We start from the raw sequence: 24,963 nt of genomic DNA on the forward strand, positions 1-24,963 counted from the left end.
CACCACCGCCCCCACCCCCCTTTTCGGCACTGTGTTCTATATCACCAACATCAGTCTACGCTCATATTCCGATAGCGCAAGTGTTCGAACAAAGAGTTTTCCGTGCTTCCACACCCGAGCAAGACAGGCCTCTGGCATCAGCAAATCCACCGGCCTCGACAGTGGTCTTCAGCGGCTTAAACCTTCAACAGCAAAAGGCCGATCCCCTCCGCTTGATGCGAAGGGGATCGGCCTTGTCTGTAGCCCCGACGGGATTCGAACCCGCGCTACCGCCTTGAGAGGGCGGCGTCCTAGGCCGCTAGACGACGGGGCCCTAGGATCTACCCGCCCCGGACCAGGAGTCCAGGCGGGCAATTCAGTTATGAGGCACGCGGGAATCCCCGGTGTGTCTCGCTGGGGTACCAGGACTCGAACCTAGAATGGCTGAACCAGAATCAGCTGTGTTGCCAATTACACCATACCCCAAGGGTTCTCCGGCCCTCGGCGGCTGATTCTCGGGGAATCCGTCCGCGTCGTTCCGAACCGGAGAGAAGATTACCAACATACTCCCCCCAAACCACAAATCGGCTGGTCAGAGAGCTGGAATCAATGCCTTTTCGCCTCTGCGCGCGCTACTGGGCGGCTGCGGCGGCCTCTGCCGCGACCGCTCGGGCACGGTGCAGCCGGCGCAGGGAGACCTCCCGTCCGAGCACCTCCATGGACTCGAACAGCGGCGGGCTCACCGCCGCCCCGGTGACGCCCACACGCACCGGGCCATACGCCTTGCGCGGCTTGAGCTCCAGACCGTCGATCAAAGCGCCCTGGAGCGCCTCCTCCAGGGCCGGTGTCGCCCACTCCCCGACAGCCTCACAGGCGGCGATCGCGGCGTCCAGGACCGGCACCGCGTCGGCGTTCAGGTTCTTGGCGGCCGACTTCTCGTCGAAAGAGAAATCGGCGTCGGAGACGTAAGCGAACTTGATCAGGTCCCAGGCGTCGCCGAGTACCTGGACGCGTGTCTGGATCAGATCTGCCAGCGGACGGAAGACCGCGTCGTCGATCGGCTCCTGGAGATGCCCGTGCTCCACCAGGTAGTGGCGCAGTCGGCCGGCGAAGTCCGCCGGGGTCAGCCGACGGATGTGTTCGGCGTTGATGGCGTCGGCCTTCTTCTGGTCGAACCGCGCCGGCGCCGATTTCACATCGCGGACGTCGAAGGCCTCGGTCATCTGCTCGAGGCTGAAGATCTCGTCCTCGGTGGGCCCGTTCCAGCCCAGCAGCGCCAGATAGTTGAGCATGCCCTCGGGCAGGAATCCGCGATCGCGATGATGGAACAGGCTCGACTCGGGATCCCGCTTGGACAGCTTCTTATTGCCCTCACCGGTGACGAACGGCAGATGCCCGAATTCGGGAACACCGTCGGCGATACCCAGTGACGTGAGCGCCCGGTACAGCGCGATCTGGCGCGGCGTCGACGAGAGCAGATCCTCGCCCCGCAGGACGTGAGTGATCTTCATCAGGGCGTCGTCGACCGGGTTGACCAAGGTGTACAGCGGGTCGCCGTTGGCGCGAGTGAGTGCGAAGTCCGGCACGGTGCCGGCCTTGATGGTGGTCTCGCCACGGACGAGATCGTTCCAGGTGATGTCTTCGTCGGGCATGCGCAGCCGGATCACCGGCTTCCGCCCCTCCGCCCGGTGCACGGCACGCTGCTCGTCGGTGAGCCCGCGGTCGTAGTTGTCGTAGCCGAGCTTGATGTCGCGGCCGGCCGCCTTGTGCCGCGCCTCGACTTCCTCGGGCGTGGAGTAGGCCTCGTAGGCGTATCCGGCTTCCACCAGACGATCGACGACGTCCAGGTGCTGCTGCTTGCGCTGGGACTGCCGGTACGGCCCGTAGGGTCCGCCGACCTCCGGACCCTCGTCCCAGTCCAGTCCGAGCCACCGCAGGGCATCCAGGATCGCCGCGTAGCTCTCCTCGCTGTCGCGGGCGGCATCGGTGTCTTCGATCCGGAAGACGAAGGTGCCGCCGTCGTGGCGGGCCTGCGCGAAGTTGAACAACGCGGTCCGGGCCAGGCCGACGTGCGGCGTTCCGGTAGGTGACGGGCAGAAACGAACGCGGACAGTCATGCAGGTCAGGGTAGCCGGTAACCGGGTAGGTGCCGCAGTCAGGATCGACGACGCCACTTGCGCATCTTGTTCTAGTTGCACTAGAACTATCCACATGCTGTTGCGCATTCAGCCGTCTGCGTCGACACCGATCTTCCGGCAACTGGCCGACTCGGTGCGCGCCGACGTGGCCACCGGCCGGATCGTCCCGGGCGAACGGCTCCCGGCCGCGCGTCAGGTGGCCGCAGCCCTGGAGGTGAACGTGCACACCGTCCTGCGCGCCTACCAGGAGTTGCGCGACGAGGGTCTGGTGGAACTGCGGCGCGGGCGCGGCGCAGTGATCACCGAAGCCGCCGCCCAGTTGCCGTCTCTTGCCGCCGAGATCCGCGCCCTGGCCGCCAAAGCGTCAGCCTTGAAGCTCAGCCCGGAAACCCTGTCCGCACTCGTACTGGAGGCCGCCCGTGAAGCCTACTGACCAGCCCGCCGCCGATCCGTCGTCATCGCTGCCGCCGGACGAACACGATCGCCGCGCGGCACGCCTGTCGACCCTGGTGGCCCTCATCGTGCCGTTGGTGCTGATCGGCCTCGCCGTCGTGGCGCAACTGGCATTGCTAGGCACCGCGCCCGCGCGGGTCGCGATCCACTGGGACGTGTCCGGCCGCCCAGACGGCTGGGCGCCGGCCTGGAGCGTGCCGATCCTGACCGCCGCGATCGGGGTCTTCGTCATCGCCGTCCTCGGACTCCCGGTGGTCCGGGCGATGCGCAGCGGTGATCGCCGGCCCGGCTATCGGCTGCTGGGCGCGGTAGCCCTCGGCGTCAGTGCGCTGGTCGCGATCCTGTCGACCGGCACCTTCTGGCAGCAGACCGACGGCGAACAGGGCGGGGTTCTGCCGTCACTCATCGCCGCACTGGTGATCGCCGCACTGGCCGGTACAGCCGGCTGGTGGGTGCAACCCGATCTGCCGGCGACGCAGACCCACCGGCCGGTGTCCGCGCTGCCGATCGCCGACGGTGAGCAGGCGGTCTGGCTGCAGAGTGCCGTCGCCGGGCCCGCCGTGGCGATGATTCTGGGTGCGACGGTGCTGCTCACCGTGCTGGCCGGGCTGTTCAGCTGGGCCGGCGGTGCCTCCTGGTCGGTGATCCTCACTCTGGCCGTGGTGACCGCGGTCAGCCTGCTGGTCGCCGCCACCACCCTGGCCTACCAGGTGCGGGTGTCCGCCGACGGCCTGACGATCACCTCGTTCACCGGGCTGCCCCGCTTTCACATCCCGATCGACCAGATCAGCGCGGTCCGGGTGGACGACGATGTGAGCCCGCTCGGCGACTACGGCGGATACGGGATACGGATGCGGCCCGGAACCACGGCGGTGGTCGTCCGCCGCGGAGCGGCGATCGTCGTCGATCGAATCTCCGGACGTTCACTGGCGGTAGTCGTCGACGACGCCGCCACCGGTGCGGCGCTGCTCACCGCCTATCTCGGCGATGCCGTCAGTCGACGCTCCGCAGAAAGTCGATGAGCACCTGGTTGACGGCCTCCGGCTGCTCCAGATAGCCGAAGTGGCCGGCGCGCTCGATCTGCTCGTAGCGGGCACCCGGAATCGCCTCGCCCACTTCGCGGGCCAGGTGCACCGGGAGGGTCCGATCATCGGCGAAGCCGACCACCAGCGCGGGGCGGGCGATACCCCGGTAGTCCGCAAGCCGGTCGTCCTCCCGCTCGTGCAGGGACAGCTGGGCACGCACGCCCGGACTGCGCTGCGGACCGCCGAAGCCGATGATGTCGAGCCAGTCGCGGGCGCTGCGATCATCGGCGAGGGTGTGCGGCGACAGATTCATGTGGGCGGTGACCGCGGCGTAGTACTCGGTCGGCAGCTCGATGTTCTCGTCGTACATGGCGCGCTCACCCCGCGAGAACGCCTCGAGCATCGGCGTCGACCGCCCGTAAGTGGCCAGCATCGCCGCACCGCGCACCAGATCGGGACGGGCCAGCGCCAACTCCTGGGTGATCCGCGCACCGAGCGAGGTCCCCACCACCAGCGCCGGACCAGCCCCCAGGTGCTCGATCAGCGCAGCGGTGTCGGCGACCATATCGGCCATGGTGAAACCGTCGGCGCACTCACTGGACGGTGCGATTCCCCGGTTGTCGAAGGTGACGACGCGGAAGCCGGCGTTGACCAGCGTGGGCTGCTGATGGGCATGCCAGACCCGCCCGGGGCTGCCGGTGCCCATCACCATCACCACCAGCGGCCCCTGGCCGGCATCGGTGTAGGACAGCGTGATCCCGTTGACCTGCGCCGTCTGCGGCTTCGCCGGGACCGGCCGAGTCACTTGTCGACCACCGGATTGCTCAGCGTGCCGATCCCCTCCACGGTGACCGCGACCCGCTGTCCGGCGGTCATCGGCCCGACACCTGCAGGAGTGCCGGTGAGGATCACATCGCCGGGCATCAGCGTCATCACCGACGAGATCCACTCGATGATCTCGCCGATGCTGTGGATCATGAGCGAGGTCCGGCTCGACTGCACCGTCTGCCCGTCCAGGTCGGTCGTGATCGCCAGATCCGCCGGATCCAGGTCGGTGACGATCCACGGGCCCAGCGGGCAGAAGGTGTCGAACCCCTTCCCGCGGGTCCACTGGCCGTCATGCTGCTGGAGATCGCGGGCGGTGACGTCATTGGCGACGGTGTACCCGAGGATCACACTGCCGGCCTGTGCGGCCTTGACGTCCTTGCAGGGCCGGCCGATCACCACGGCCAGCTCACCCTCGTAGTCGACGCGCTGCGACGCCGGCGGCCGGACGATCGGCACGTCCGGACCGATGATGGCGGTGTTCGGCTTGAGGAAGATCACCGGATCGGCCGGCGGCTCCCCACCCATCTCGCGGGCGTGGTCGGCGTAGTTCTTGCCGATCGCGATCACCTTGGACGCCAGGATCGGCGCCAGCAGGCGCGTCTGGTTCAGCGGCCAGCTGCGGCCGGTGAAGGTGGGCTCACCGAAGGGGTGCTCGGCGATCTCGCGGACCACCTCGCCGCCCTGTTCGCCTTCGACTGCCACAAAGGCCATTCCGTCCGGGGTCGCGACACGAGCCAGTTTCATGCCGCCAGATTAGCGCAGGTCCGCAGGTGACCGGAATCGGCCAGTGTATTACACTATGGAATTATGATCTCACCAAATGGGATCCATGGCGATGGAGGCTCCGCTCGGCGCTGGAGTATCCTGCTCTGCGCCCTCGTGGCGGCGATGACAGCCACGGCAGCCACCAGCGGCTTCGCCTATGCGTTGCCCGCCCTGGTGCAGGACGGCATGTCGATGGGCGCGGCCGCGACCCTGGCAGCGGTGCCCACGATCGGGATCACCGCAGCCATCATCGCCTGGGGGTGGGCGCTGGACCGGTTCGGCGAACGGCGGATCCTCCTGCTGTCGCTGCTGATCACCCTGGTCGGCACCCTCGGCGCCGTCGTCGCGGTGGCCACCGATGCCGGGTACCCGGCCCTGAGCGCAGCTCTGCTGGTCGGCGGTATCGGCTCCGGTGCCGCCAACGGCGCCAGCGGGCGGATCGTCGTGGGCTTCTTCCCCGCCAACCAGCGCGGGACCGCGATGGGAATCCGGCAGATGGCTCAACCGCTCGCCATCGCACTCCTGGCATTGACCATGCCCGTGCTGGCCGACCGGTCCGGGGTCGCGGTGGCGCTGGCGATCCCGGTCGCAGTGACCGTCGCCGGTCTGGCCGCGGTATATTTCGGCATCCGCGACCCGCAGCTGCCGCCCTCGGCGTTGACGGCGGCGCCCGACGGCAATCCGTACCGGTCAGGGTCGTACCTGTGGCGGATTCATGCCGCCAGCGTCCTGCTCGTGATCGGGCAGGGTCTGCTGTGGACCTTTGTGCCGGCCTGGCTGATGCTGACTCAGGGCTGGACGCCGCTGGCCACCGGCATGCTGGTGACCGTGACCCAGGTACTGGGCGCACTGGGGCGCCTGGTGGCGGGCCGCGTCAGCGACCTGTGGGGTTCCCGGATGAAGCCGATCCGGGTGATCGCCGCGGCCGCCGCACTCACCCTGGCCGCCCTGGCCCTGGCCGACTGGTTCGGTTCGCCGGTCGCGCCGCTCATGATGGTGTTCGCCTCGATCGCCACGGTCTCCGATAACGGTCTGGCCTTCACTGCGATCGCCGAATCGGCCGGGCCGTCCTGGAGCGGGCGGGCGCTCGGGGTCCAGAACACCGCGCAGTTCATCGCGATCGCCGCGACCACCCCGATCCTCGGCGCGATGATCGAGCGGACCGGCTATCCGGTCGTGTTCGCCGTTTCGGCGCTCGCACCGCTGCTGGCGGTCCCGCTGATCCCGCAGGATCCGCGGCCGCGGGAGCAGCCCGTACTCCCACCACCGGCCCGGTAGCTGCGCGGCACCCCGCTCCGCTACCTGCCGGCGAGCTCGGCCTGCGCCTGGGCGAGCCGGCGGCCGCGACTGCGATACCGGTAGATGAGGAAGCCGATGACTGCGGCCAGCACCGCACCGATGATCACCCCGATCAGCGTGGCACCGCGAAAGGCTGGTGCTTCCACGTCGAGGATCCGCTCCCCGGCATGAGCCGCCTTACTGCTGCCCACCACCACAGACAGGGTCAGCAGATTCGGGATGGAGGCGACCACGCCCAAGACCGCGAGGATCCCCGCGATCACCTTGCGCCGCTGATACAGCGCCAGGGCCGCCAACCCCAGCAAGACCAGGGTCAGGGCGGTACCGAGGATGCCGAACAGCAGTCCGCTGGTGGTGCCCCGGGTGAAGGAGCCGTCCACGTTGGCCCCGACCCGGTTCGCCCACCAGCGCGGCAGGAAGGCCGCGAGAACGAAGTACACGATCACCAGTGCCGCCACACCGGCGAACCAGAGCACCGCAGTGCGCAACCAGTCGCGCATCCGATCACCCAGTTTCGGGCGAGTCTCGGCCGACGGTTCCTGCGCCGGCGCGGGACCGGGCGTCACCGGCAGATCGGCGTTCTGCTGTTCCAGGTTCTGTGGTTGCGGGTTCTGCGGTTCCGGACTCTGCTGTTCCGGACTCTGCTGTTCCATCGCACCTGTCCCCTAACTCTGCACGACCACGCGGGCCGCCTCATGTGGAGTCAGCTTATGCCTTCACTGCGCCGCCGGAATCAGAGCAGCGCCAGGATGCGGTCGCCGACCTCGGCGGTCGCCCCGCGCCGGTCGCCCCGGCTGGCCACATCGCTGGCCACAGCCGCCTCGATGCGCGCGGCACCGGCATCGTCGCCCAGATGGCGCAGCAGCAGGGCCACCGACAGGATCGCGGCGGTGGGGTCGGCCAGGCTCTGTCCGGCGATGTCCGGGGCACTGCCGTGCACCGGCTCGAACATGGACGGATTGGTGCGGGTGGCGTCGATGTTGCCGGACGCCGCCAAGCCGATACCGCCGCTGACGGCGGCGGCCAGGTCGGTGATGATGTCGCCGAACAGATTGTCCGTGACGATCACGTCGAACCGGCCCGGATCGGTGACCATGAAGATGGTCGCCGCATCGATGTGCAGGTAGTCGACGGCCACATCCGGGTACTCGGCGCCGACCTCGTCGACGGTCCGGGCCCACATCGAGCCGGCGAAGGTCAGCACATTGGTCTTGTGCACCAGCGTCAGCTTCTTGCGCCGGCTCTGTGCGCGGACGAAGGCGTCGCGCACCACGCGCTCGATGCCGTACCGGGTGTTGACGCTCACCTCGGTGGCGACCTCGTGCGGGGTACCGACGCGGATCGCGCCGCCGTTGCCGGTGTAGGGCCCCTCGGTGCCCTCGCGGACGACGACGAAATCGATCTGCGGGTCACCGGCCAGCGGCGATGCCACCCCCTCGAACAGCACCGACGGGCGCAGGTTCACGTGATGGTCCAGGATGAACCGCAGCTTCAGCAGGAATCCGCGCTCCAGGACTCCCGAGGGCACCGACGGATCACCGATGGCCCCGAGCAGGATGGCGTCGTGCTCGCGCAGCGAGGCGACGTCGTCGTCGGTGAGCAGCTCACCGGTCGCGTGGTAGCGGCGGGCGCCGAAGTCGTATTCGGTGGTCACCACGTCCGGGTGCAGCACCCGTAGCACGCGCAGGGCCTGATCGACCACCTCCGGGCCGATGCCGTCGCCGGGGATCACTGCCAGCTTCATGAGAAGTCCACCTGCTTGATCAGGGTGGCGTCGACCGATTCGCTGATGGCCTGGAGCACCTCATCGGAGATGTCGCGGTCCACGCGCAGCAGGATCGTGGCGCCACCGCCCTCCAGATCCTGAGCCAGACCGGCGGCGACGATATCGATGCCGGCGTTGCCCAGCAGGGTGCCGATCTTACCCAGCGAACCGGGCTGGTCGGCGTAACTGGCGAGCAGGTTCTTGCCCTCGGCCCGCATATCGAAGTTCCGGCCGTTGATGTTCACGATCTTCTCGACCTCGCGCGGCTCGGTCAGGGTGCCGGCGACGTTGACGTGAGTGCCGTCGGCGAAGACCGCGCGCACATCGACCATGCTGCGGTGGTTGGGGCTCTCGGTGGCGGTGAGCACCTCGTAGGTGACCCCGCGCTCGGCAGCGACCGTGGGCGCATTGACAAAGGTGATCGGCTCGTCGACGACGGCCGAGAACAGGCCGCGCACCGCCGACAGGCCCAGCACGTCGACCGGGCGGGCCGAGAGCTCACCGCGGATCTCGATGGTGATCCCGGTCGGCTGCTGGCCGGCCAGGACGCCCACGAGCCGGCCGAGCTTGCGCGACAGATCCAGCCACGGGGCCACCTCGTCGTCGACCGGTCCACCGGTGATGTTCACCGCGTCCGGGACGAACTGACCCGACAGCGCCAGCTGCACGCTCTTGGCGACATCGGTGCCGGCGCGGTCCTGTGCCTCGGCGGTCGAGGCGCCCAGGTGCGGGGTCACCACGACCTCGTCCAGATCGAACAGCGGCGAATCGGTGCACGGCTCGGTATCGAAGACGTCCAGAGCGGCGGCACGCACGTGACCGGACTTGATGGCCTCGGCCAGGGCGGCCTCGTCGATCAGGCCGCCGCGGGCGGCGTTGACGATGATGACCCCCTTCTTGGTGAGGGCGAGCTCGTCAGCGCCGATCAGACCGGCGGTTTCGGCGGTCTTGGGCAGGTGCACGGTGATGAAGTCCGAGCGCTCGAGCAACTCCTCCAGGCTCACCAGCTCGATGCCCAGCTGCGCGGCGCGTGCAGCCGAGACATAGGGATCGTAGGCCAGCAGGTGGGTTTCGAAGGCGCCCAGCCGCGCGGCGGCCAGCTGACCGATCCGGCCCAGGCCGACCACGCCGACGGTCTTGTCGAACAGCTCGACACCGGTGAACGACGACCGCTTCCAGGTCTTGTCCTTCAGCGTCGCGTCGGCGGCGGGCACCTGGCGGGCGGCGGCCATCATCAGGGCGACGGCGTGCTCGGCGGCCGAATGGATGTTGGAGGTGGGCGCGTTGACCACCATGACGCCGCGCTCGGTGGCCGCGGCCACGTCGACGTTGTCCAGGCCGACGCCGGCGCGAGCGATGATCTTCAGGTTCTTACCGGCGTCGAGCACCTCCGCATCCACGGTGGTCGCCGACCGGACCAGCAGCGCGTCGGCGTCGACCACGGCCTCCAGCAGCTTCGGGCGATCCGGGCCGTCCACCCACTGGACTTCGACGTCGCCGCCGAGGGCCTCGACGGTCGAGGGGGCGAGCTTGTCGGCGATCAGGACAACGGGGCGGCCGGATGCGGTCACTAGGCTTCTCCAGGATTCAGCGGTGCGGCGCACCGGGGGCACGCGCGGGGATACGACGATCACTGTAAGCGCCGAGGCGGCCCGGAGCACACCCGGCCACCTGGCTATGTGGTGCGCAACACGTCTCAACAGGTACATTCAGTAACCGGTGTCTCGATTCGGTCATGGCTTGATTCCGCTATGACTCCTCGCCCCGGGGGACGAGGGATCCGGATTAGAGTCAGACCCGATCCCGGGTCGTCGAACCGAGCAATACGAGCGGAGTTTTTTATATGAAGAAGACAGTCGTGGTTCTGGCGGCGATCGTCGCCACCATCCTGTCCCTCACCGGCATCAGCCAGGGCACCGCCCAGGCCGCGCCCCCCAAGACCGCGCTGGGCGGCGGTTCGGGGATCCTGGTCCTCAAGGGCGGCAACACCGCGTCGGCGTGCACCGTGACCGCCGTGGGCCGTCCCACCTCCGGTCAGCATCGCGGCCGGCTGATCGCCATCACCGCCGGGCACTGCGGGAAGCCCGGCCAGGTGGTGCTCGCCGAGAACGCGCAGAACCGCGGCGCCATCGGCCGGATCGCCTACAGCTGGTCCGACATCGACGTCGCCGTGATCACGCTCGATGAGAGCCGGGTCCGCCCGGTCCGCACCGTCGGCGGCGTGACCATCAACCGGATCAGCACCGCGCCGGTCGGCTTCCCGACGATCGTCTGCAAGGAAGGCCGCACCACCGGTCACACCTGCGGTATCACCTGGTTCTCCGACGGCATGGCGCACTACTCGCAGATGTGCGTGATCGAGGGCGACTCGGGCAGCCCGGTCGTGGTCGGCAACACCCTGGTCGGCATGGTCAACGCCTACTACTTCGTCTCCTGCCTCGGCCCGGAGACCGGCACCAACATGGGCACGATCCTGCGGCGCCTGAGCAGCGTCGGCTACGGCGGCTTCCGCGTCGTCTGACGTCGGCCCCCGCACAACACGGCGGCCCCGGGAGGATGTCCTCCCGGGGCCGCCGTTTCGCTGCTCTGCGGTGCTCCCTGCTCTGCGGTGCTACCGGATCAGCCCAGTGCCGCCTTCTCGGCACCGATCGTGGTGTCCTCGCCGTGTCCGGTGTGCACGATCGTCTCCTCGGGCAGTTCGTAGAGCCGCGAACGGATCGACTCCTCCAAGACCTCGCGGCTGGAGAACGACCGCCCGGTGGCTCCCGGGCCACCGTGGAAGAGGGTGTCCCCGGTGAAGATGCGGCCCAGGTCCGGGGCGTACAGGCAGACCCCGCCCGGGGCGTGCCCCGGGGTGTGGATCACCGTCAGCACGGTGCCGCCGACCTCGATCTGCTGACCGTCGGTCAGATCGGCGTCCCAGGTGCGGCCCGGGTGGGTCAACTCCCACAGCGGCGCATCGTCGGGGTGTAGCCAGATCGGCGCACCGGTGGCCTCGGCCAGCTCCGGTGCGTAGCGCACATGGTCGTCGTGCGCGTGGGTGCAGACGATGGCCTTCACGGTGCGGCCGTCGATCACGGTGAGGATCTCCTCCACCGAATGCGGGGCATCGAGCACAATGCACTCGGTGTCGTCGCCGATCACCCAGACGTTGTTGTCCACCTCGAAGGTCTCACCGTCCAGGCTGAACGTGCCGGAGGTGACGGCGTGGTCGACGCGCGTGCTCATTCGACCACCACCACGCTGCGCAGCACATCGCCTCGGTGCATCTTCTCGAAGGCCTCCTCGACGTCGTCCATCCCGATCTTCTCGGTGACGAAGGCATCCAGATCCAGCCGGCCGTCCCGGTACAGGTCGACCAGCATCGGGAAGTCCTTGCTCGGCAGACAGTCGCCGTACCAGCTGGATTTGAGCTGGCCGCCGCGGCCGAAGACGTCGATCAGTGGGATGTCGGGGATCTTCATATCCGGATTCGGCACACCCACCAGCACCACGGTGCCGGCCAGATCGCGCGCATAGAAGGCCTGCTTCCAGGTCTCCGGACGTCCCACCGCATCGACTACCACATCGGCGCCCTCGGCGCCGGGGTAATACCGGTCGCAGATCTCCGCGATCGCCTCGACCGGATCGACCTTCGAGGAGTCGATGGTGTGCGTGGCCCCCAGCTTCGAGGCGGCGACCAGCTTCTTGGGGTCGATGTCGACGGCGATGATCGGCATCGAACCGGCCAGCGCCGCACCGGCGATCGCCGCCACTCCCACACCGCCGCAGCCGATCACCGCGACGGACTTGCCGCGGTCGGCCTCACCGGTGTTGATCGCTGCACCCAGTCCGGCCATAACGCCGCAGCCGAGCAGACCCACCGCGGCCGGATCGGCCTCCGGGTCGACCTTGGTGCACTGTCCGGCGGCCACCAGCGTCTTCTCGATGAACGCGCCGATACCCAGTGCCGGACTCAGCTCGGTGCCGGCCCCCTCGCCATCGGCGATGGTCATCTTCTGTTCGGCGTTGGCCGAATCGAAGCAGTACTTGGGCTCGCCGCGCAGGCAGGCCCGGCACTGACCGCATACCGCGCGCCAGTTCAGCACGACGAAGTCGCCCGGTGCGATCTCGGTGACCCCTTCGCCGACCGATTCGACGATGCCGGCGGCCTCGTGGCCGAGCAGGAACGGGAATTCGTCGTTGATGCCGCCCTCCCGGTAGTGCAGGTCGGTGTGGCAGACGCCGCAGGTCGCGATCTTCACCACCGCCTCCCCCGGCCCCGGATCGGGGACGACGATGTTCACCGTCTCCACCGGGGCGCCTTTCGCACGGGCGATGACGCCCTGGACGATCTGGCTCATAGTGCTGTCCTCTCGGTTCTGGCAGGCGTCAGTTCTCGCAGGCGGCACGGACCTTGCCATCGGTGTACTTGATGCCCTGGTCGGCGAACGGGCCGATCAGCCCGCCCAATACCTTGCCGGTGATCCCGCCGGGCAGGGTGAAGTCGAACTCCACGTGCATGATCGTGGTGCCCTCCTCATCGCCGTCGCGCATGGACCAGGTGGTGTTGGCGCCCATCCCGGCGATCGACTCGAGTCGGATCTTCTCGTTCTCCACCCACTCGACGCAGCGCACCGTGGACTTGAGCTCCTTGGGGCCCACCTTGATGATCGTCTCGAATTCGGCGCCCAGCCCGTGCACCACATCGGTGGTCGGGCGGAAGCGGCTGATCCCGAACATGTATTCGGGCACGTTCTCGTAGTTGTCGATGTAGGCGAACACCCGCTCGCGCGGGGCTTTGATCACTGCTTCGTGGTTGACTTCGGTCATCGGCCCGTGGACTCCCTCTGGTGGTCTGTTCTGCTGCCCAGACCTTACCGGGTGGCCGAGCACCCCGGGAGCTCCCGGATGCACCGGGCCCCGCACCACTGGCAGGCAGTGGTGCGGGGCCCGGTGACGCGGACCGGATCGGCCCGCACAAGTGAGACTCAGGCGGTCTCGGTGATCGGTCGATCCACCCAGCTCATCAGGTCACGCAGCTTCTGGCCGGTCACCTCGATCGGGTGCTCGGCGTTCTCCTTGCGCAGCGCCTCGAGCTGCTTGTTGCCGCCCTCGACGTTGGCGACCAGCTGCTTGACGAAGGTGCCGTCCTGAATATCGGACAGGATCTCCTGCATGCGCTTCTTGGTGTCGGCGTCGATGACGCGCGGGCCCGACAGGTAGCCGCCGAACTCAGCGGTGTCGGACACCGAGTAGTTCATGCGCGCGATGCCGCCCTCGTACATCAGGTCGACGATCAGCTTGAGCTCGTGCAGGCACTCGAAGTAGGCCATCTCCGGCTCGTAGCCGGCCTCGACCAGCACCTCGAAACCGGTCTTGACCAGTTCCTCGGTGCCGCCGCACAGCACGGCCTGCTCACCGAAGAGGTCGGTCTCGGTCTCTTCCTTGAAGTCGGTCTTGAGCACACCGGCGCGGGTGCCGCCGATCGCCTTGGCGTAGCTCAGGGCCAGTGCCTGGCCGTCGCCGGTCGGATCCTGGTGGACGGCGATGAGCGCCGGAACGCCCTTGCCGTCGACGAACTGGCGGCGGACCAGGTGGCCCGGGCCCTTCGGTGCGACCATGCCGACGGTGACGTTGGCCGGCGGCTTGATCAGACCGAAGTGGATGTTCAGGCCGTGCCCGAAGAACAGGGCGTCGCCCTCGTTCAGGTTCGGCTCGATGTCCTCGGTGAAGATCTGGGCCTGGCTGGTGTCGGGGGCCAGCAGCATGATCACGTCGGCCCACTCGGCGGCCTTGGCCGGGGTCATGACGGTCAGACCCTGCTCCTGAGCCTTCTCGCGGGACTTGGAGCCCTCACGCAGCCCGATCACGACGTCGACGCCCGAGTCGCGCAGCGACAGCGCGTGGGCGTGGCCCTGGCTGCCGTAGCCGATCACGGCGACCTTCTTGCCCTGGATGATCGACAGATCTGCGTCGTCGTCGTAGAACTTCTCGACTGCCACAGTGTTTCCCTTCGAGTGGCGCCGGCGCATCCGTTGCGGCGGCTGGTTGATGGTTGTTGTCGTGCGTTGATTCTTGCGTCAGCGGTTGACGGTCATGCTCTTGGGGCCCCGTCCGAGGGTGACGCCGCCGGACTGGGCGATCTCCCGGATACCGTACGGGTCGAGCATGCGCAGCAGCGCTTCGAGTTTGTCGGCGGTACCGGTGGCCTCCACCGTCACCGACTCCGGGGCGACGTCGATCACCTTGGCGCGGAACAGGTTCACCACGTCGACGATCTCGGCGCGATTGGTCGAATCCGACCGCACCTTGATCAGCATCAGCTCACGGGAGACCGAATGCACCGGATCCTGTTCGACGATCTTGATCACGTTGACCAGCTTGTTGAGCTGCTTGGTGACCTGCTCGAGCGGGAAGTCCTCCACGGAGACCATGATCGTCATCCGCGACATCCCCTTGATCTCGGTCGGCCCCACGGCCAGCGACTCGATGTTGAAGCCGCGCCGGGAGAACAGGCCCGACACCCGGGCGAGCACACCCGGCCGGTCCTCGACCAGAACACTCAGCGTGTGTGTGGTCATCTGCCTCACTCCCCTTCCGGAGCGTCGCCGCGCTCGCGCGCAACGGTCTCGTGGATATCGGCCGGAGTGTCCCCCGCCGACTCGTCGTCGTCGAACAGCGGCCGGATGTCCCGGGCCGCCATGATCTCGTCGTTGCCGCAGCCGGCCGCGACCATCGGCCACACCTGGGCGTCCTTGCCGACGATGAAGTCGATCAGGACCGGGCGATCGTTGATCTCCCGGGCCTTGGCGATCGCCTCGGCGACGTCTTCCTCACGGTCGACCCGCATCGCGACGCAGCCCAGGGCCTCGGCGAGCTTGACGAAGTCCGGGATCATCCGGGAGTGCGTGGCCAGATCGGTGCTGGAGTAACGCTCGTCGTAGAACAGGGTCTGCCACTGGCGGACCATGCCCAGGTTGCCGTTGTTGATCAGGGCGACCTTGATGGGGATGCCCTCGATCGCACAGGTGGCCAGTTCCTGATTGGTCATCTGGAAGCAGCCGTCACCGTCGACCGCCCACACCTCGGACTCCGGGGAGGCGGCCTTGGCGCCCATGGCTGCCGGGATGGCGTAGCCCATGGTGCCCAGACCACCCGAGTTCAGCCAGGTGCGGGGGTTCTCGTACTTGATGAACTGGGCGGCCCACATCTGGTGCTGACCGACGCCGGCACAGTAGACGGCGTCCGGACCGGCGGCCTTGCCGAGCTCCTCGATGACGAATTCCGGCGACAGCGAGCCGTCGGACTGCTTGTCGTAGCTGAGCGGGTAGGTCTTGCGGATCCCGTCCAGGTACTCCCACCACGCGGTCAGATCGGCACGGGTGCCGCCCGCGGCGTCGTCGCTACGCAGCTCCTCGATCAGGTCGATGATCACATTGCGCGCATCCCCGACGATCGGGACGTCGACCGGGCGGTTCTTGCCGATCTCGGCCGGGTCGATATCGGCGTGGATGACCTTCGCACCCGGGGCGAACGAATCGAGCTGTCCGGTGACGCGGTCGTCGAAACGGGCGCCCAGGGTGATCAGCAGATCGCTGCGCTGCAGGGCGGCCACCGCGCCGACCGCACCGTGCATCCCCGGCATGCCCATGTGCAGCTCGTGGCTGTCGGGGAAGGCGCCGCGCGCCATCAGGGTGGTGACGACCGGGATGTTCATCAGTTCGGCGAGCTCGATCAGCTGCGCCGAGGCCTCGGCCTTGATCACACCGCCGCCGACGTACAGCACCGGTCGCTTCGCCTGGGCGATCATCCGGGCGGCCTCGCGGACCTGCTTACCGTGCGGTTTAGTCACCGGCCGGTAGCCCGGCAGCTCGAACTGCGGCGGCCAGGAGAAGGTGGTCTGCGCCTGCAGGATGTCCTTCGGGATGTCGACCAGCACGGCGCCGGGGCGGCCGGACTCGGCGATGTAGAAGGCCTCGGCGATCACCCGCGGGATGTCCGCGGCGGCGCTGACCAGGAAGTTGTGCTTCGTGATCGGCATGGTGATGCCGGAGATGTCGGCTTCCTGGAAGGCGTCCGTGCCGATCAGGGCACGACCGACCTGACCGGTGATCGCGACCACCGGCACCGAGTCCATCTGCGCGTCGGCCAGCGGGGTCACCAGGTTGGTGGCACCCGGACCGGAGGTGGCCATCATGACACCCGCCTTGCCGGCGACCTGCGCGTAGCCGGTCGCGGCGTGGCCGGCACCCTGCTCGTGGCGGACCAGGATGTGCCGGACCTTCTGCGAATCCAGGAGCGGATCGTAGACCGGGAGTACCGCACCGCCGGGGATACCAAAAACGGTCTCGACGCCGAGCTCTTCGAGAGTTCGGACGACGGACTGGGCACCGGTGACGCGCTCGGGGGCCACCGTGTGACCGGAGCGCAGGGATTCGGTGGACGGCGACTGTGGCCGGGCCGACCCGCGGGCTGTTGGAGTGCTCACTGCACGATCCTCATCCTGATAGTCCTGACAAGAAAAAACCCCCGACAGCCATGGCTGTGCGAGGGGCGCGTCGATGAAGTTCGAAAGGTCTGCGAAGTGACCGATCAGGCGTTGACGCGCCGACCGATTACTACGAGAAGATCCGTGTTCATCACGGTCACAAAGTAAAGCAGCAGTCCCCGCCGCGTCAAATCGGACGCGGGTGCCACAATGGCCTTGTGCCCGATCCATCCGTGTCTGATCCTGCCGTGTCTGGTCCCGCTGCATCTGATGCCGCTGTGTCCCGCACCCGGACTCCGGCGTCCTTCACCTTCGCTATCTCGCGCCTGTCGTATCTGACCGTCCTGGTGACCCTGCTGGTGGTGTTCATGATGGTCGGTGTCTGGACGTGGTTCGCCGTGCTGCTGGTCCTGCCGGTCGTGCAGATCTGGTGGATCCGGCGGATCAAGACCGTCGTCGATCACGACGGGCTCACAGCCGTGCACACCTTCGATTCCACCCGCGTGCCGTGGTCGCAGGTCGCCGGTCTGCAGTTCCCGCGCTGGCGCGCGGTGCGGGCGGTGCTGATCGACGGCGGTTACGTCCGGCTGCCGGCGGTGACCTTCGATGATCTGCCGGTGCTGGCACTGATCTCCGACGGCCGGGTGCCCGATCCGTTCGCCGCCGAACGCGCGGCCCGGCTGGCCGCCGAGGCGCGGGACTGATCCTCACCTACCGAGTCTGACCGCCGCCGCGACAAGGCGGCGGCGGTGGGACACAATCGACAGCATGCCCGTCAACACCAGCCGCGCCCTCGATGCCGCCCTGCGCGACGAGCGCCTGTCGGTCGCGTCCGAGATCCTGCACCCGCTCGCGCCGCAGGAAGCTGCCGCTCTTCTGGAGGATCTGCCCGCCAACCTGCGCACCATCGGTTTCCGGTTGCTGCATAAGCACCAGGCACTGGAGGTCTTCGACAACTTCGACACCGACTCCCAGGCCGAACTGATCCACGAACTGGGCAGTTCCGAAGTGGCCCGGGCCTTCGACAACCTCGAACCGGAGGACCGCGCCGAACTGCTCGACGAGTTGCCGTCGTCGGTCGCCAAACAACTGGTGCGCAGCCTGTCCCCCGAGGAACGCGAACTGACCGCGGTGGTGCTCGGTTTCCCGCGAGGTTCCGTCGGCCGCCGGATGAGCCCGGATTTCATCCACGCGTTCTCCGACGACGACGCGGCCACCGTCCTGGACCGGGTCAAGGCGCGCGGGCACCAGGTGCAGTCGATCTACGTGGTTCCCGTCCTCGACCGGTCCCGGCAGTTGGTCGGCGTGGTGAGTCTGCGTGAACTGCTGCTGGCCGCACCCGAGGATCTGGTCGGCTCCTTCTCTCGGCCGCCGATCTTCGCGCACGCCCTCGACGATGCCGAGACCACGGCCGAACGGTGTGTGGACCGCGGGATCTCGGCGATGCCGATCGTCGACGCCGAGGACCGGCTGGTGGGTGTGCTGACCCTCGACGATGCGATCGAGATCGTCGATTCCGCCCGTGATGTGGACGAGGCGCGCGCCGGTGCCCGTGAGCCCCTGCGGGAGTCGTACCTGTACGCCTCGATCTTCGCGATCACCCGCTCCCGCGTGGTGTGGCTGTTCGTGCTGGCCGTTTCGGCCATCCTGACCGTCAACGTGCTGGAGATCTTCGAGGGCACCCTCGAACAGAAGGTGGCCCTGGCGCTGTTCATCCCGCTGCTGACCGGTATCGGCGGCAACACCGGCTCGCAGGCGGCTACCACCGTCACCCGTGCCCTGGCCACCGGCGAGGTGACCCCGCACGATGCCTTACGGGTGGCCGGCAAGGAGGTCCGCGTCGGCTTGACCATGGGTGCGGCCCTGGGTCTGGTCGGCTTCGGTGTCGCCTCGGCGGTCTACGGTCTGGACATCGGCACGGTGATCGGCCTGACCATCGTCTCGGTGTGCACCATGGCCGCCACCGTCGGCGGTCTGATGCCGTTGATCGCCAAGACCATCCATGTGGACCCGGCGGTCTTCTCCACCCCGTTCATCTCCACGTTCTGCGATGCGACGGGCCTGATCATCTATTTCTCGATCGCCAAGGCAATCCTGGGGATCTGACCCGCGTCGCCGCCCCGGATCCACCGTCGCCCCTGATCCCCGCCGTCGCCCCTGATCCCGCCGTCGCCCCTGACTCAGGGTGCCCGGCACCCTGACTTCGTTCTCGCCCCCTCTGCTGAGGGGGCGAGAACGAGATGACGGGCGCCGCGTCGTCCAGTCGCTCCGTCCGGCGCCTACCGCCGGGCGGATCGACGGTGCTCAGGGCCGGGCCGCCTGCTCGGCACGAACGCGTAAACTGGCCGGTAGCCAATATCCGGTCCACCCCGGCCGGCATCGACCACGCACCATCGGTCACCATCAACACCCGTTCACCCACCAACAACGAGGACACCATGCCTGCCTTGCGGTCTCGCACCACCACCGTCGGCCGGGAGGCCGCCGGCGCCCGCGCGCTGTGGCGCGCCACCGGAATGACCGATGACGACTTCGGCAAGCCGATCGTCGCCATCGCGAACTCGTACACCCAGTTCGTGCCCGGTCACGTGCATCTGAAGAACGTCGGCGACATCGTCGCCGAGGCGATCGTCGCCGCCGGTGGCGTGGCCAAGGAGTTCCACACCATAGCCGTCGACGACGGCATCGCGATGGGGCACGGCGGCATGCTCTACTCGCTGCCCAGCCGCGAGATCATCGCCGACTCGGTCGAGTACATGGTGAACGCGCACACCGCCGATGCCCTGGTCTGCATCTCCAACTGCGACAAGATCACCCCCGGCATGCTCAATGCCGCCATGCGGCTGAACATCCCGACCGTCTTCGTCTCCGGCGGCCCGATGGAAGCCGGCACGTCCGTGGTGATCAACGGTGTCGTCCACCCCGGCCTGGACCTGGTCGATGCGATCACCGCCTCGGCCGACGGCTCGGTGAACGAGCAGGAGCTGCTCAAGGTCGAGCAGTCGGCCTGCCCCACCTGCGGCTCGTGCTCGGGCATGTTCACCGCCAACTCGATGAACTGCCTGACCGAGGCGCTGGGACTGTCGCTGCCCGGTAACGGGTCGACGCTGGCCACCCAGGTCGCCCGCCGCGATCTGTTCACCCGGGCCGGCACGCTCATCGTCGAACTGGCCGACCGCTACTACCGGCACGACGACGAGTCGGTGCTGCCTCGCAACGTCGCCACCCGCGAGGCCTTCGAGAACGCGATGGCCCTGGATGTGGCGATGGGTGGATCCACCAACACCGTCCTGCACATCCTGGCCGCCGCCCGGGAAGGCGAGATCGACTTCGATCTGCCGGCGATCGACGAGATCTCCCGCCGCGTGCCGTGCCTGGCGAAGGTCGCCCCGAACTCGCCGAAGTACTACATGGAGCATGTCCACCGGGCCGGTGGCATCCCCGCCATCCTCGGCGAACTGAACCGCGCGGGACTGCTGAACACGAACGTCCATCCGGTGCACGCCCCCTCGCTGGAGGCATACCTGGCCGACTGGGACATCCGCAGCGGCACCGCCACCGACGAGGCCCTCGAGCTCTTCCACGCCGCCCCCGGCGGGGTGCGCACCGTGGAACCGTTCTCCACCAGCAACCGCTGGGAGTCGCTGGACACCGATGCCGCCGACGGCTGCATCCGGGACAAGGAGCACGCCTACACCGTCGAGGGCGGGCTGTGCGTGCTGCACGGCAACCTCGCCGAGGACGGCGCCGTCCTCAAGACCGCGGGCGTCGACGAATCACTGTGGCATTTCCAGGGTCCGGCCCGCGTGGTCGAGAGCCAGGAGGACGCCGTGCACGCCATCTTGTCCAAGGAACTGCAGAAGGGCGAGGTGCTGGTGATCCGCTACGAGGGTCCCGCCGGTGGCCCGGGTATGCAGGAGATGCTGCATCCGACCGCCTTCATGAAGGGCACCGGAATGGGCACGTACTGCGGTCTGGTGACCGACGGCCGCTTCTCCGGCGGCTCGTCGGGGCTGGTGATCGGCCACGCCTCCCCCGAGGCCGCCGCCGGCGGCACCATCGGACTGGTCGAAGACGGGGACCAGATCCTCATCGATGTGGACAGCCGCACGCTCAAGGTGCTGGTCGACGACGAGACGCTCGCGCAGCGCCGCGCCAAGATGGAGGCCTCCGAGCATCCATGGCAGCCCAAGGACCGTCAGCGCCAGGTCTCCCAGGCACTGCGCGCCTACGCCAAGCTCGCGAGCTCGGCCGATAAGGGCGCCGTCCGCGTCGTCGACTGACCTCCTGTCGACTAACCTCCTGTCGACCGAGCGCGTGTCGGCGGAAAGCACCGAGCCCCGGGACCACGCGGTCCCGGGGCTCCGGCCGTTCTTCGTCCGGTACGCAGACCGGCCCGCAGATCAGTGCCCGGCCAGCGGGTTGGCTCCGTTGAAGACCACCCAGATCGCCACGGCCGCGGCGATCGCGATGATCAGCCACGCCGCCGACCCCCAGGCCGGTCGCCACGACCATCCCCAGCGGCGGTCCAGCGAATAGAGTCCGGCCCCGGTCAGGATGATCGCGATACAGGCCGCCGCGATCAGATACTCGTACTCCAGCCCGCCCGAGCCGGCGAAGAAGGAGAAGCCGCCGGCCAGGGTCACCCGGTAGGTGATCGCCACGATCATCACTCCCAGTCCGGCCGCCGCGGCGATCGGGGTGAGCAGCCCCAGAATCAGGAAGACTCCGGCGATGGTCTCGGTGAACCCGCCGGCGATCGCCAGCGCATGGGTGGCATCGGCACTGAACCCCAGGGTGGCGTCCTGCTCGGCGGCATTGTTGGCCAGGAAGCCGGCGAAGCCGTCCACCCCCATCCCGTCGACCCACGACCACTGCGTCAGCTTCTGCAGTCCGTGCATCACGAAGAGGATGCCGACCACCACCCGCAGCACCAGCAGGCCCAGGTCGGCGGTGCCGCGCCGGCCGGGTCCGTCGCTGACCTCCACCGGTCCGGCGGGCGCCGCGACGGGGGTGTCGGCGATGTCGTAAGAGCTGTCGGCGACGATCGGCTCGACGTCGTCGGCGGCCGGCAGCGGCGCCGTGGACTGGGGCTCGATGTAGGGCAGCGGATCGGCGGTGAGGTGTTCGGCGATCCGGCGGCGACGGGCGGCCTCGTCCGCGTCGGTGACATCGTCGTCGGTGTCGGTGAACGGTTCGGTGACCACCGCGGTGGACTCGGTGCGCACATCGGTGCGGGTGACCGGGGCCGAATCGACCCGGTTGATCTCCACCGTGGGCAGGGTGTCGTCGCCGGTGTCGAGGATGACGGTCTCGGGCAGTTCGGTGTCGTCACCGGGTCCGGTCACCACCGGCGCGGGGTTGCGCGCATGTTTGTCGTAGAAGGAATCCCGGTCGGGCTGCGGTCGCCGCGGCGCGCGGGCATCGTCTGGACTACTCACGTCTTCGACTCTAGGTGTGCTCGACAACGGCCCGACCCATCGCCACCCGACGATTTGGTAACGATCGCATACTGTGGGGGCATGCTGCAGCCGCTTCCGGAACGCCGCTCACGCCGGGGATCCCGCGTCACCGTGACCGCCGTCGCCGCCCTCACGGTGCTGTCGGCTTCCGGATGCGCCGACTTCTCCGACCAGGACGCGTCGAGCCGGGCCGGAGCGTTCTCCTCGGTGCCCGAACGGGGCGGTCCGCAGCCGCAGCCGCCCAAGACCCCGGAGCCGGAGGAGACCGATCCGCCCACCGGCCCGTGTGTGGACCCCAATGCCGCGGTGATCGCCACCTGCCTGGGCACCACCGGCGGGGTGCGGCCGGCCGATCCGGAGGGCAAGACCACCTATGTGGCCGAACGCAAGACCGGCAACATCATCATCTCCAAGCGGTACGGACCCCAGCGTGTGGTCGCCACGGTACCGGTCGACGGCGCCGGTGACGGCGGCCTGATCGATTTCGAACTGTCACCGACCTATCTGCAGGACCAGATGATCTATGCGCTGGTTACCACCGGCTCCGACAACCGGATCGTGCGGATCGCCCCCGGCAACTCCGTCAAACCGATCCTCACCGGGATCCCCAAGGGCGCGACCGGAAACATGGGGTCGATCAGCTTCGTCTCCCCGACCGAGCTGCGGGTGGCCACCGGCGATGCCGGCGATGCCCGGGCCGCGAGCGATCCGGGGTCGCTGGCCGGAAAGCTGTTCACCATCGACCCGAATCTGGACTCCCCGCGGCCGACGATCGTGGCCTCGGGATTCGGCTCCAACGTCGCCCTGTGCCCCGACCCGGACACCGGGAGCCTGTTCGTGGCCGACAGCGGACCGGCCGGCGACCGGCTGCAGCAGGTGGAGCCGGGCGGTCTGCGGCTGCTGTGGTCGTGGGCCGACCGCCCCGGCGTGACCGGCTGCGCGGTCGCCGGCGGGGTGATCTCGGTGTCGGTGGCCACCGCCTTCCGCATCGATTCGCTCAAGGCACCGACCAATGCCAGCCCCTCGGCCGGACAGCCGCAGGCGGCCGATGTGAAGAACGACTACGGTGCGGTGGGCCGGATGACCACCTTCGGCGGCGCCATGCAGATCGCCACGATCAACAAGACCGTGAGCGGGGCCCCGGCGACCACCACCAACGACCGGGTCGCCATCTTCTCCGGTTCGGCCAGCGCCGAGGACAACACCTGATCGCCCGGCGCCGCCGCCGGGATCACTGACAGGCGGCCAGCACCAGTTCCTTGACGCGGGCCGGATCGGCCTGTCCGCGGGTGGCCTTCATGACATCGCCGACGATCTTGCCGGCGGCCTGCACCTTGCCGTCGCGGATCTTGTCGGCGATATCGGGGTTGGCGGCCAGCGCCGCGTCGACGGCGGCCTGCAATGCCGAATCGTCGCGCACCACTTCCAGGCCGCGATCGGCGACGATCTGGGCCGGTTCGCCCTCACCGTCGAGCACCGCCACGACCACCTGCTGGGCCAGCTTGTTGGTCAGCTTGCCCTCGTCGACCAGCCCGATCACCTCGGCGACCTGAGCGGGGGTGATGGCCAGTGCGGTCAGCTCGGTGCCGCGGGTGTTGGCCTGCTGGGCCAGGAACGAGACCCACCAGCTGCGGGCGGCATCGGGTGCGGCACCGGCCTCGGCGGTGGCGATGATCAGATCGACCGCCCCCACGTTCACCAGATCGCGCATCACCTCGTCGGACACGCCCCACTCGGCCTGGATGCGGGCCCGTCGCACCCACGGCAGCTCCGGCAGCGTGCCGCGCAGCTGCTCGACCCAGGCCGGTTCGGCGATGACCGGCGGCAGATCCGGCTCGGGGAAGTAGCGGTAGTCCTCGGCGGTCTCCTTGCGGCGGCCGGGCGAGGTGGTGCCGTCGGACTCGTGGAAATGACGGGTCTCCTGGATCACCTCGCCGCCGGCGGCCAGCAGCGCACCCTGACGGCGCATCTCGTAGTCGACGGCCGCTTCGACACTCTTGAGGGAGTTGACGTTCTTGGTCTCGGTGCGGGTGCCGAACTCCGCGGCGTCCTTGGCCATCAGCGACAGGTTCACATCGCAGCGCATGGACCCCTGGTCCATGCGCACATCGGAGACGCCGAGCGAACGCAGCAGATCGCGCAGCGCGGTCACATAGGCCCGCGCCACCTCCGGCGCCCGCTCCCCCGCCCCGGCGATCGGCTTGGAGACGATCTCGACCAGCGGGACGCCTGCCCGGTTGTAGTCGAGCAGGGAATGGCTGGCACCGTGGATACGCCCGGTGGCCCCGCCCACGTGCAATGACTTGCCGGTGTCCTCTTCCATGTGGGCGCGTTCGATCTCCACCCGCCAGGTGACCCCGTCATCGAGCACCACGTCCAGGTAGCCCTCGTAGGCGATCGGCTCGTCGTACTGGCTGATCTGATAATTCTTCGGCTGGTCGGGGTAGAAGTAGTTCTTCCGCGCGAAGACGCTCGACTCGCGGATCGAACAGTTCAGGGCCAGACCGATACGTACCGCCGATTCGATGGCCTCGGCGTTGGCGACCGGCAGGCTGCCGGGCAGGCCGAGGCAGGCCGGGCAGACCTGGGAGTTCGGGTCGCCGCCGAAGGTCGTCGGGCAGCCGCAGAACATCTTGGTCTCGGTGCCCAGTTCCACGTGCACCTCCATACCCATCACGGGATCGAAACGCTCGAGAACCTCGTCGAAGTCCATCAGGTCATCGGTAGCCACACTCATGGTCCTCATCGTATCTGGGGGTCGATCTCGGGGATTCTCCCG

Annotated in this window: 22 protein-coding genes and 2 tRNA genes; 8 read left to right on the top strand and 16 right to left on the bottom strand. The window is 68.2% G+C overall.

Features of this window, described 5'->3' with window-relative positions; all coding sequences use genetic code 11:
• Positions 1–240: 240 nt before the first annotated feature.
• From GOHSU_RS01545 to gltX, 3 genes are all read right to left on the bottom strand, one after another.
• A tRNA-Glu gene (locus GOHSU_RS01545) sits at positions 241–313 on the bottom strand.
• Between the two features lie 80 nt (positions 314–393).
• Positions 394–465: transfer RNA gene (locus GOHSU_RS01550), tRNA-Gln, on the bottom strand.
• 146 nt (positions 466–611) lie between these two features.
• Positions 612–2,096 carry a glutamate--tRNA ligase gene (gene gltX / locus GOHSU_RS01555; RefSeq protein ID WP_005935749.1) on the bottom strand — a complete coding sequence of 495 codons (1,485 nt, stop codon included), beginning with the start codon at positions 2,094–2,096 and terminating at the stop codon, positions 612–614.
• Between the two features lie 94 nt (positions 2,097–2,190).
• Between gltX and GOHSU_RS01560 the strand changes: the two genes are divergently transcribed.
• Together GOHSU_RS01560 and GOHSU_RS01565 are read left to right on the top strand one after the other, a co-directional pair.
• Entirely contained in the window at positions 2,191–2,550 is a 360-nt protein-coding gene (locus GOHSU_RS01560) for a GntR family transcriptional regulator (protein ID WP_005935752.1), read from the top strand.
• Positions 2,537–3,592, top strand: coding sequence for a DUF1648 domain-containing protein (locus GOHSU_RS01565; protein ID WP_005935755.1), 1,056 nt, complete (start codon positions 2,537–2,539; stop codon positions 3,590–3,592). Before GOHSU_RS01560 ends, GOHSU_RS01565 begins: the two co-directional genes overlap by 14 nt.
• On the opposite strand, the gene GOHSU_RS01570 is transcribed toward GOHSU_RS01565, so the two are convergent.
• Positions 3,564–4,400, bottom strand: a complete 837-nt coding sequence (locus GOHSU_RS01570) for an alpha/beta fold hydrolase (RefSeq protein WP_005935759.1) — start codon at positions 4,398–4,400, stop codon at positions 3,564–3,566. The genes GOHSU_RS01565 and GOHSU_RS01570 overlap by 29 nt on opposite strands.
• A complete protein-coding gene (locus tag GOHSU_RS01575) occupies positions 4,397–5,167 on the bottom strand; it encodes a fumarylacetoacetate hydrolase family protein (RefSeq protein WP_005935762.1) in 771 nt (256 codons plus the stop codon). The genes GOHSU_RS01570 and GOHSU_RS01575 overlap by 4 nt, the downstream gene beginning before the upstream one ends.
• 144 nt (positions 5,168–5,311) lie before the next feature.
• On the opposite strand from GOHSU_RS01575, the gene GOHSU_RS01580 reads away from it, so the two are divergent.
• Positions 5,312–6,466 (top strand): MFS transporter, encoded by a 1,155-nt coding sequence (locus GOHSU_RS01580; RefSeq protein WP_005935765.1) that lies wholly within the window; start codon positions 5,312–5,314, stop codon positions 6,464–6,466.
• Positions 6,467–6,486: 20 nt separating this feature from the next.
• Here GOHSU_RS01580 and GOHSU_RS01585 read toward each other — a convergent pair whose 3' ends face one another.
• The 3 genes from GOHSU_RS01585 to serA form a co-directional block, all read right to left on the bottom strand.
• Positions 6,487–7,140, bottom strand: coding sequence for a hypothetical protein (locus GOHSU_RS01585; protein ID WP_005935768.1), 654 nt, complete (start codon positions 7,138–7,140; stop codon positions 6,487–6,489).
• Positions 7,141–7,220: 80 nt separating this feature from the next.
• A complete protein-coding gene (locus GOHSU_RS01590; RefSeq protein ID WP_005935771.1) occupies positions 7,221–8,231 on the bottom strand; it encodes a 3-isopropylmalate dehydrogenase in 1,011 nt (336 codons plus the stop codon).
• The gene (gene serA / locus GOHSU_RS01595) at positions 8,228–9,823 is read right to left on the bottom strand and encodes a phosphoglycerate dehydrogenase (protein WP_005935775.1); all 1,596 of its coding nucleotides are present in this window, start codon (positions 9,821–9,823) and stop codon (positions 8,228–8,230) included. The genes GOHSU_RS01590 and serA overlap by 4 nt, the downstream gene beginning before the upstream one ends.
• Positions 9,824–10,095: 272 nt before the next feature.
• Here serA and GOHSU_RS01600 point away from each other — a divergent pair, with 272 nt between their 5' ends.
• Positions 10,096–10,773, top strand: coding sequence for a chymotrypsin family serine protease (locus tag GOHSU_RS01600; protein ID WP_005935780.1), 678 nt, complete (start codon positions 10,096–10,098; stop codon positions 10,771–10,773).
• 98 nt (positions 10,774–10,871) lie between these two features.
• Here GOHSU_RS01600 and GOHSU_RS01605 read toward each other — a convergent pair whose 3' ends face one another.
• The 6 genes from GOHSU_RS01605 to GOHSU_RS01630 all read right to left on the bottom strand — a co-directional run bounded on the left by GOHSU_RS01605 (position 10,872) and on the right by GOHSU_RS01630 (position 16,722).
• Positions 10,872–11,480 (bottom strand): MBL fold metallo-hydrolase, encoded by a 609-nt coding sequence (locus GOHSU_RS01605; protein WP_005935783.1) that lies wholly within the window; start codon positions 11,478–11,480, stop codon positions 10,872–10,874.
• A complete protein-coding gene (locus tag GOHSU_RS01610) occupies positions 11,477–12,595 on the bottom strand; it encodes an S-(hydroxymethyl)mycothiol dehydrogenase (RefSeq protein WP_005935786.1) in 1,119 nt (372 codons plus the stop codon). The genes GOHSU_RS01605 and GOHSU_RS01610 overlap by 4 nt, the downstream gene beginning before the upstream one ends.
• Positions 12,596–12,623: 28 nt before the next feature.
• Positions 12,624–13,064: an SRPBCC family protein gene (locus GOHSU_RS01615; protein WP_005935790.1), complete on the bottom strand. Its 441-nt coding sequence runs from the start codon at positions 13,062–13,064 to the stop codon at positions 12,624–12,626.
• Between the two features lie 158 nt (positions 13,065–13,222).
• A complete protein-coding gene (gene ilvC, locus GOHSU_RS01620) occupies positions 13,223–14,236 on the bottom strand; it encodes a ketol-acid reductoisomerase (RefSeq protein WP_005935792.1) in 1,014 nt (337 codons plus the stop codon).
• Between the two features lie 78 nt (positions 14,237–14,314).
• Positions 14,315–14,815 carry an acetolactate synthase small subunit gene (ilvN, locus tag GOHSU_RS01625; protein WP_005935794.1) on the bottom strand — a complete coding sequence of 167 codons (501 nt, stop codon included), beginning with the start codon at positions 14,813–14,815 and terminating at the stop codon, positions 14,315–14,317.
• A 5-nt stretch (positions 14,816–14,820) separates the two neighbouring features.
• Complete coding sequence (locus tag GOHSU_RS01630) at positions 14,821–16,722, bottom strand: acetolactate synthase large subunit (RefSeq protein WP_005935798.1); 1,902 nt, start codon at positions 16,720–16,722, stop codon at positions 14,821–14,823.
• Between the two features lie 278 nt (positions 16,723–17,000).
• On the opposite strand from GOHSU_RS01630, the gene GOHSU_RS01635 reads away from it, so the two are divergent.
• The 3 genes from GOHSU_RS01635 (at position 17,001) to ilvD (ending at position 21,005) form a co-directional block, all read left to right on the top strand.
• Positions 17,001–17,426, top strand: coding sequence for a PH domain-containing protein (locus tag GOHSU_RS01635; RefSeq protein WP_005935801.1), 426 nt, complete (start codon positions 17,001–17,003; stop codon positions 17,424–17,426).
• Between the two features lie 64 nt (positions 17,427–17,490).
• Complete coding sequence (gene mgtE, locus GOHSU_RS01640) at positions 17,491–18,828, top strand: magnesium transporter (RefSeq protein WP_005935805.1); 1,338 nt, start codon at positions 17,491–17,493, stop codon at positions 18,826–18,828.
• Positions 18,829–19,160: 332 nt separating this feature from the next.
• Positions 19,161–21,005 carry a dihydroxy-acid dehydratase gene (ilvD, locus tag GOHSU_RS01645; protein ID WP_005935808.1) on the top strand — a complete coding sequence of 615 codons (1,845 nt, stop codon included), beginning with the start codon at positions 19,161–19,163 and terminating at the stop codon, positions 21,003–21,005.
• A gap of 120 nt (positions 21,006–21,125) precedes the next feature.
• Here the strand turns inward: ilvD and GOHSU_RS01650 are convergent, their stop codons facing one another.
• Positions 21,126–22,163 (bottom strand): DoxX family protein, encoded by a 1,038-nt coding sequence (locus tag GOHSU_RS01650; protein WP_005935811.1) that lies wholly within the window; start codon positions 22,161–22,163, stop codon positions 21,126–21,128.
• 81 nt (positions 22,164–22,244) lie between these two features.
• Here GOHSU_RS01650 and GOHSU_RS01655 point away from each other — a divergent pair, with 81 nt between their 5' ends.
• Complete coding sequence (locus tag GOHSU_RS01655; protein ID WP_005935814.1) at positions 22,245–23,393, top strand: PQQ-dependent sugar dehydrogenase; 1,149 nt, start codon at positions 22,245–22,247, stop codon at positions 23,391–23,393.
• Positions 23,394–23,415: 22 nt separating this feature from the next.
• On the opposite strand, the gene gatB is transcribed toward GOHSU_RS01655, so the two are convergent.
• A complete protein-coding gene (gene gatB, locus GOHSU_RS01660; RefSeq protein WP_005935817.1) occupies positions 23,416–24,921 on the bottom strand; it encodes an Asp-tRNA(Asn)/Glu-tRNA(Gln) amidotransferase subunit GatB in 1,506 nt (501 codons plus the stop codon).
• Positions 24,922–24,963 lie beyond the last annotated feature (42 nt).

It is taken from the genome of Gordonia hirsuta DSM 44140 = NBRC 16056 (assembly GCF_000333015.1).
Lineage (GTDB): Bacteria > Actinomycetota > Actinomycetes > Mycobacteriales > Mycobacteriaceae > Gordonia > Gordonia hirsuta.

Excerpts from the sequence above, each read along its gene's own strand:
- GOHSU_RS01600 (WP_005935780.1), top strand. The coding sequence starts at position 10,096 with ATGAAGAAGACAGTCGTGGTTCTGGCGGCGATCGTCGCCACCATCCTG.
- gatB (WP_005935817.1), bottom strand. The coding sequence starts at position 24,921 with ATGAGTGTGGCTACCGATGACCTGATGGACTTCGACGAGGTTCTCGAG.
- GOHSU_RS01580 (WP_005935765.1), top strand. The coding sequence starts at position 5,312 with ATGACAGCCACGGCAGCCACCAGCGGCTTCGCCTATGCGTTGCCCGCC.
- GOHSU_RS01575 (WP_005935762.1), bottom strand. The coding sequence starts at position 5,167 with ATGAAACTGGCTCGTGTCGCGACCCCGGACGGAATGGCCTTTGTGGCA.
- gltX (WP_005935749.1), bottom strand. The coding sequence starts at position 2,096 with ATGACTGTCCGCGTTCGTTTCTGCCCGTCACCTACCGGAACGCCGCAC.
- GOHSU_RS01610 (WP_005935786.1), bottom strand. The coding sequence starts at position 12,595 with ATGAGCCAGATCGTCCAGGGCGTCATCGCCCGTGCGAAAGGCGCCCCG.
- ilvN (WP_005935794.1), bottom strand. The coding sequence starts at position 14,815 with ATGACCACACACACGCTGAGTGTTCTGGTCGAGGACCGGCCGGGTGTG.
- GOHSU_RS01590 (WP_005935771.1), bottom strand. The coding sequence starts at position 8,231 with ATGAAGCTGGCAGTGATCCCCGGCGACGGCATCGGCCCGGAGGTGGTC.
- GOHSU_RS01560 (WP_005935752.1), top strand. The coding sequence starts at position 2,191 with ATGCTGTTGCGCATTCAGCCGTCTGCGTCGACACCGATCTTCCGGCAA.
- ilvD (WP_005935808.1), top strand. The coding sequence starts at position 19,161 with ATGCCTGCCTTGCGGTCTCGCACCACCACCGTCGGCCGGGAGGCCGCC.
- mgtE (WP_005935805.1), top strand. The coding sequence starts at position 17,491 with ATGCCCGTCAACACCAGCCGCGCCCTCGATGCCGCCCTGCGCGACGAG.
- GOHSU_RS01655 (WP_005935814.1), top strand. The coding sequence starts at position 22,245 with ATGCTGCAGCCGCTTCCGGAACGCCGCTCACGCCGGGGATCCCGCGTC.
- GOHSU_RS01615 (WP_005935790.1), bottom strand. The coding sequence starts at position 13,064 with ATGACCGAAGTCAACCACGAAGCAGTGATCAAAGCCCCGCGCGAGCGG.
- GOHSU_RS01605 (WP_005935783.1), bottom strand. The coding sequence starts at position 11,480 with ATGAGCACGCGCGTCGACCACGCCGTCACCTCCGGCACGTTCAGCCTG.
- GOHSU_RS01585 (WP_005935768.1), bottom strand. The coding sequence starts at position 7,140 with ATGGAACAGCAGAGTCCGGAACAGCAGAGTCCGGAACCGCAGAACCCG.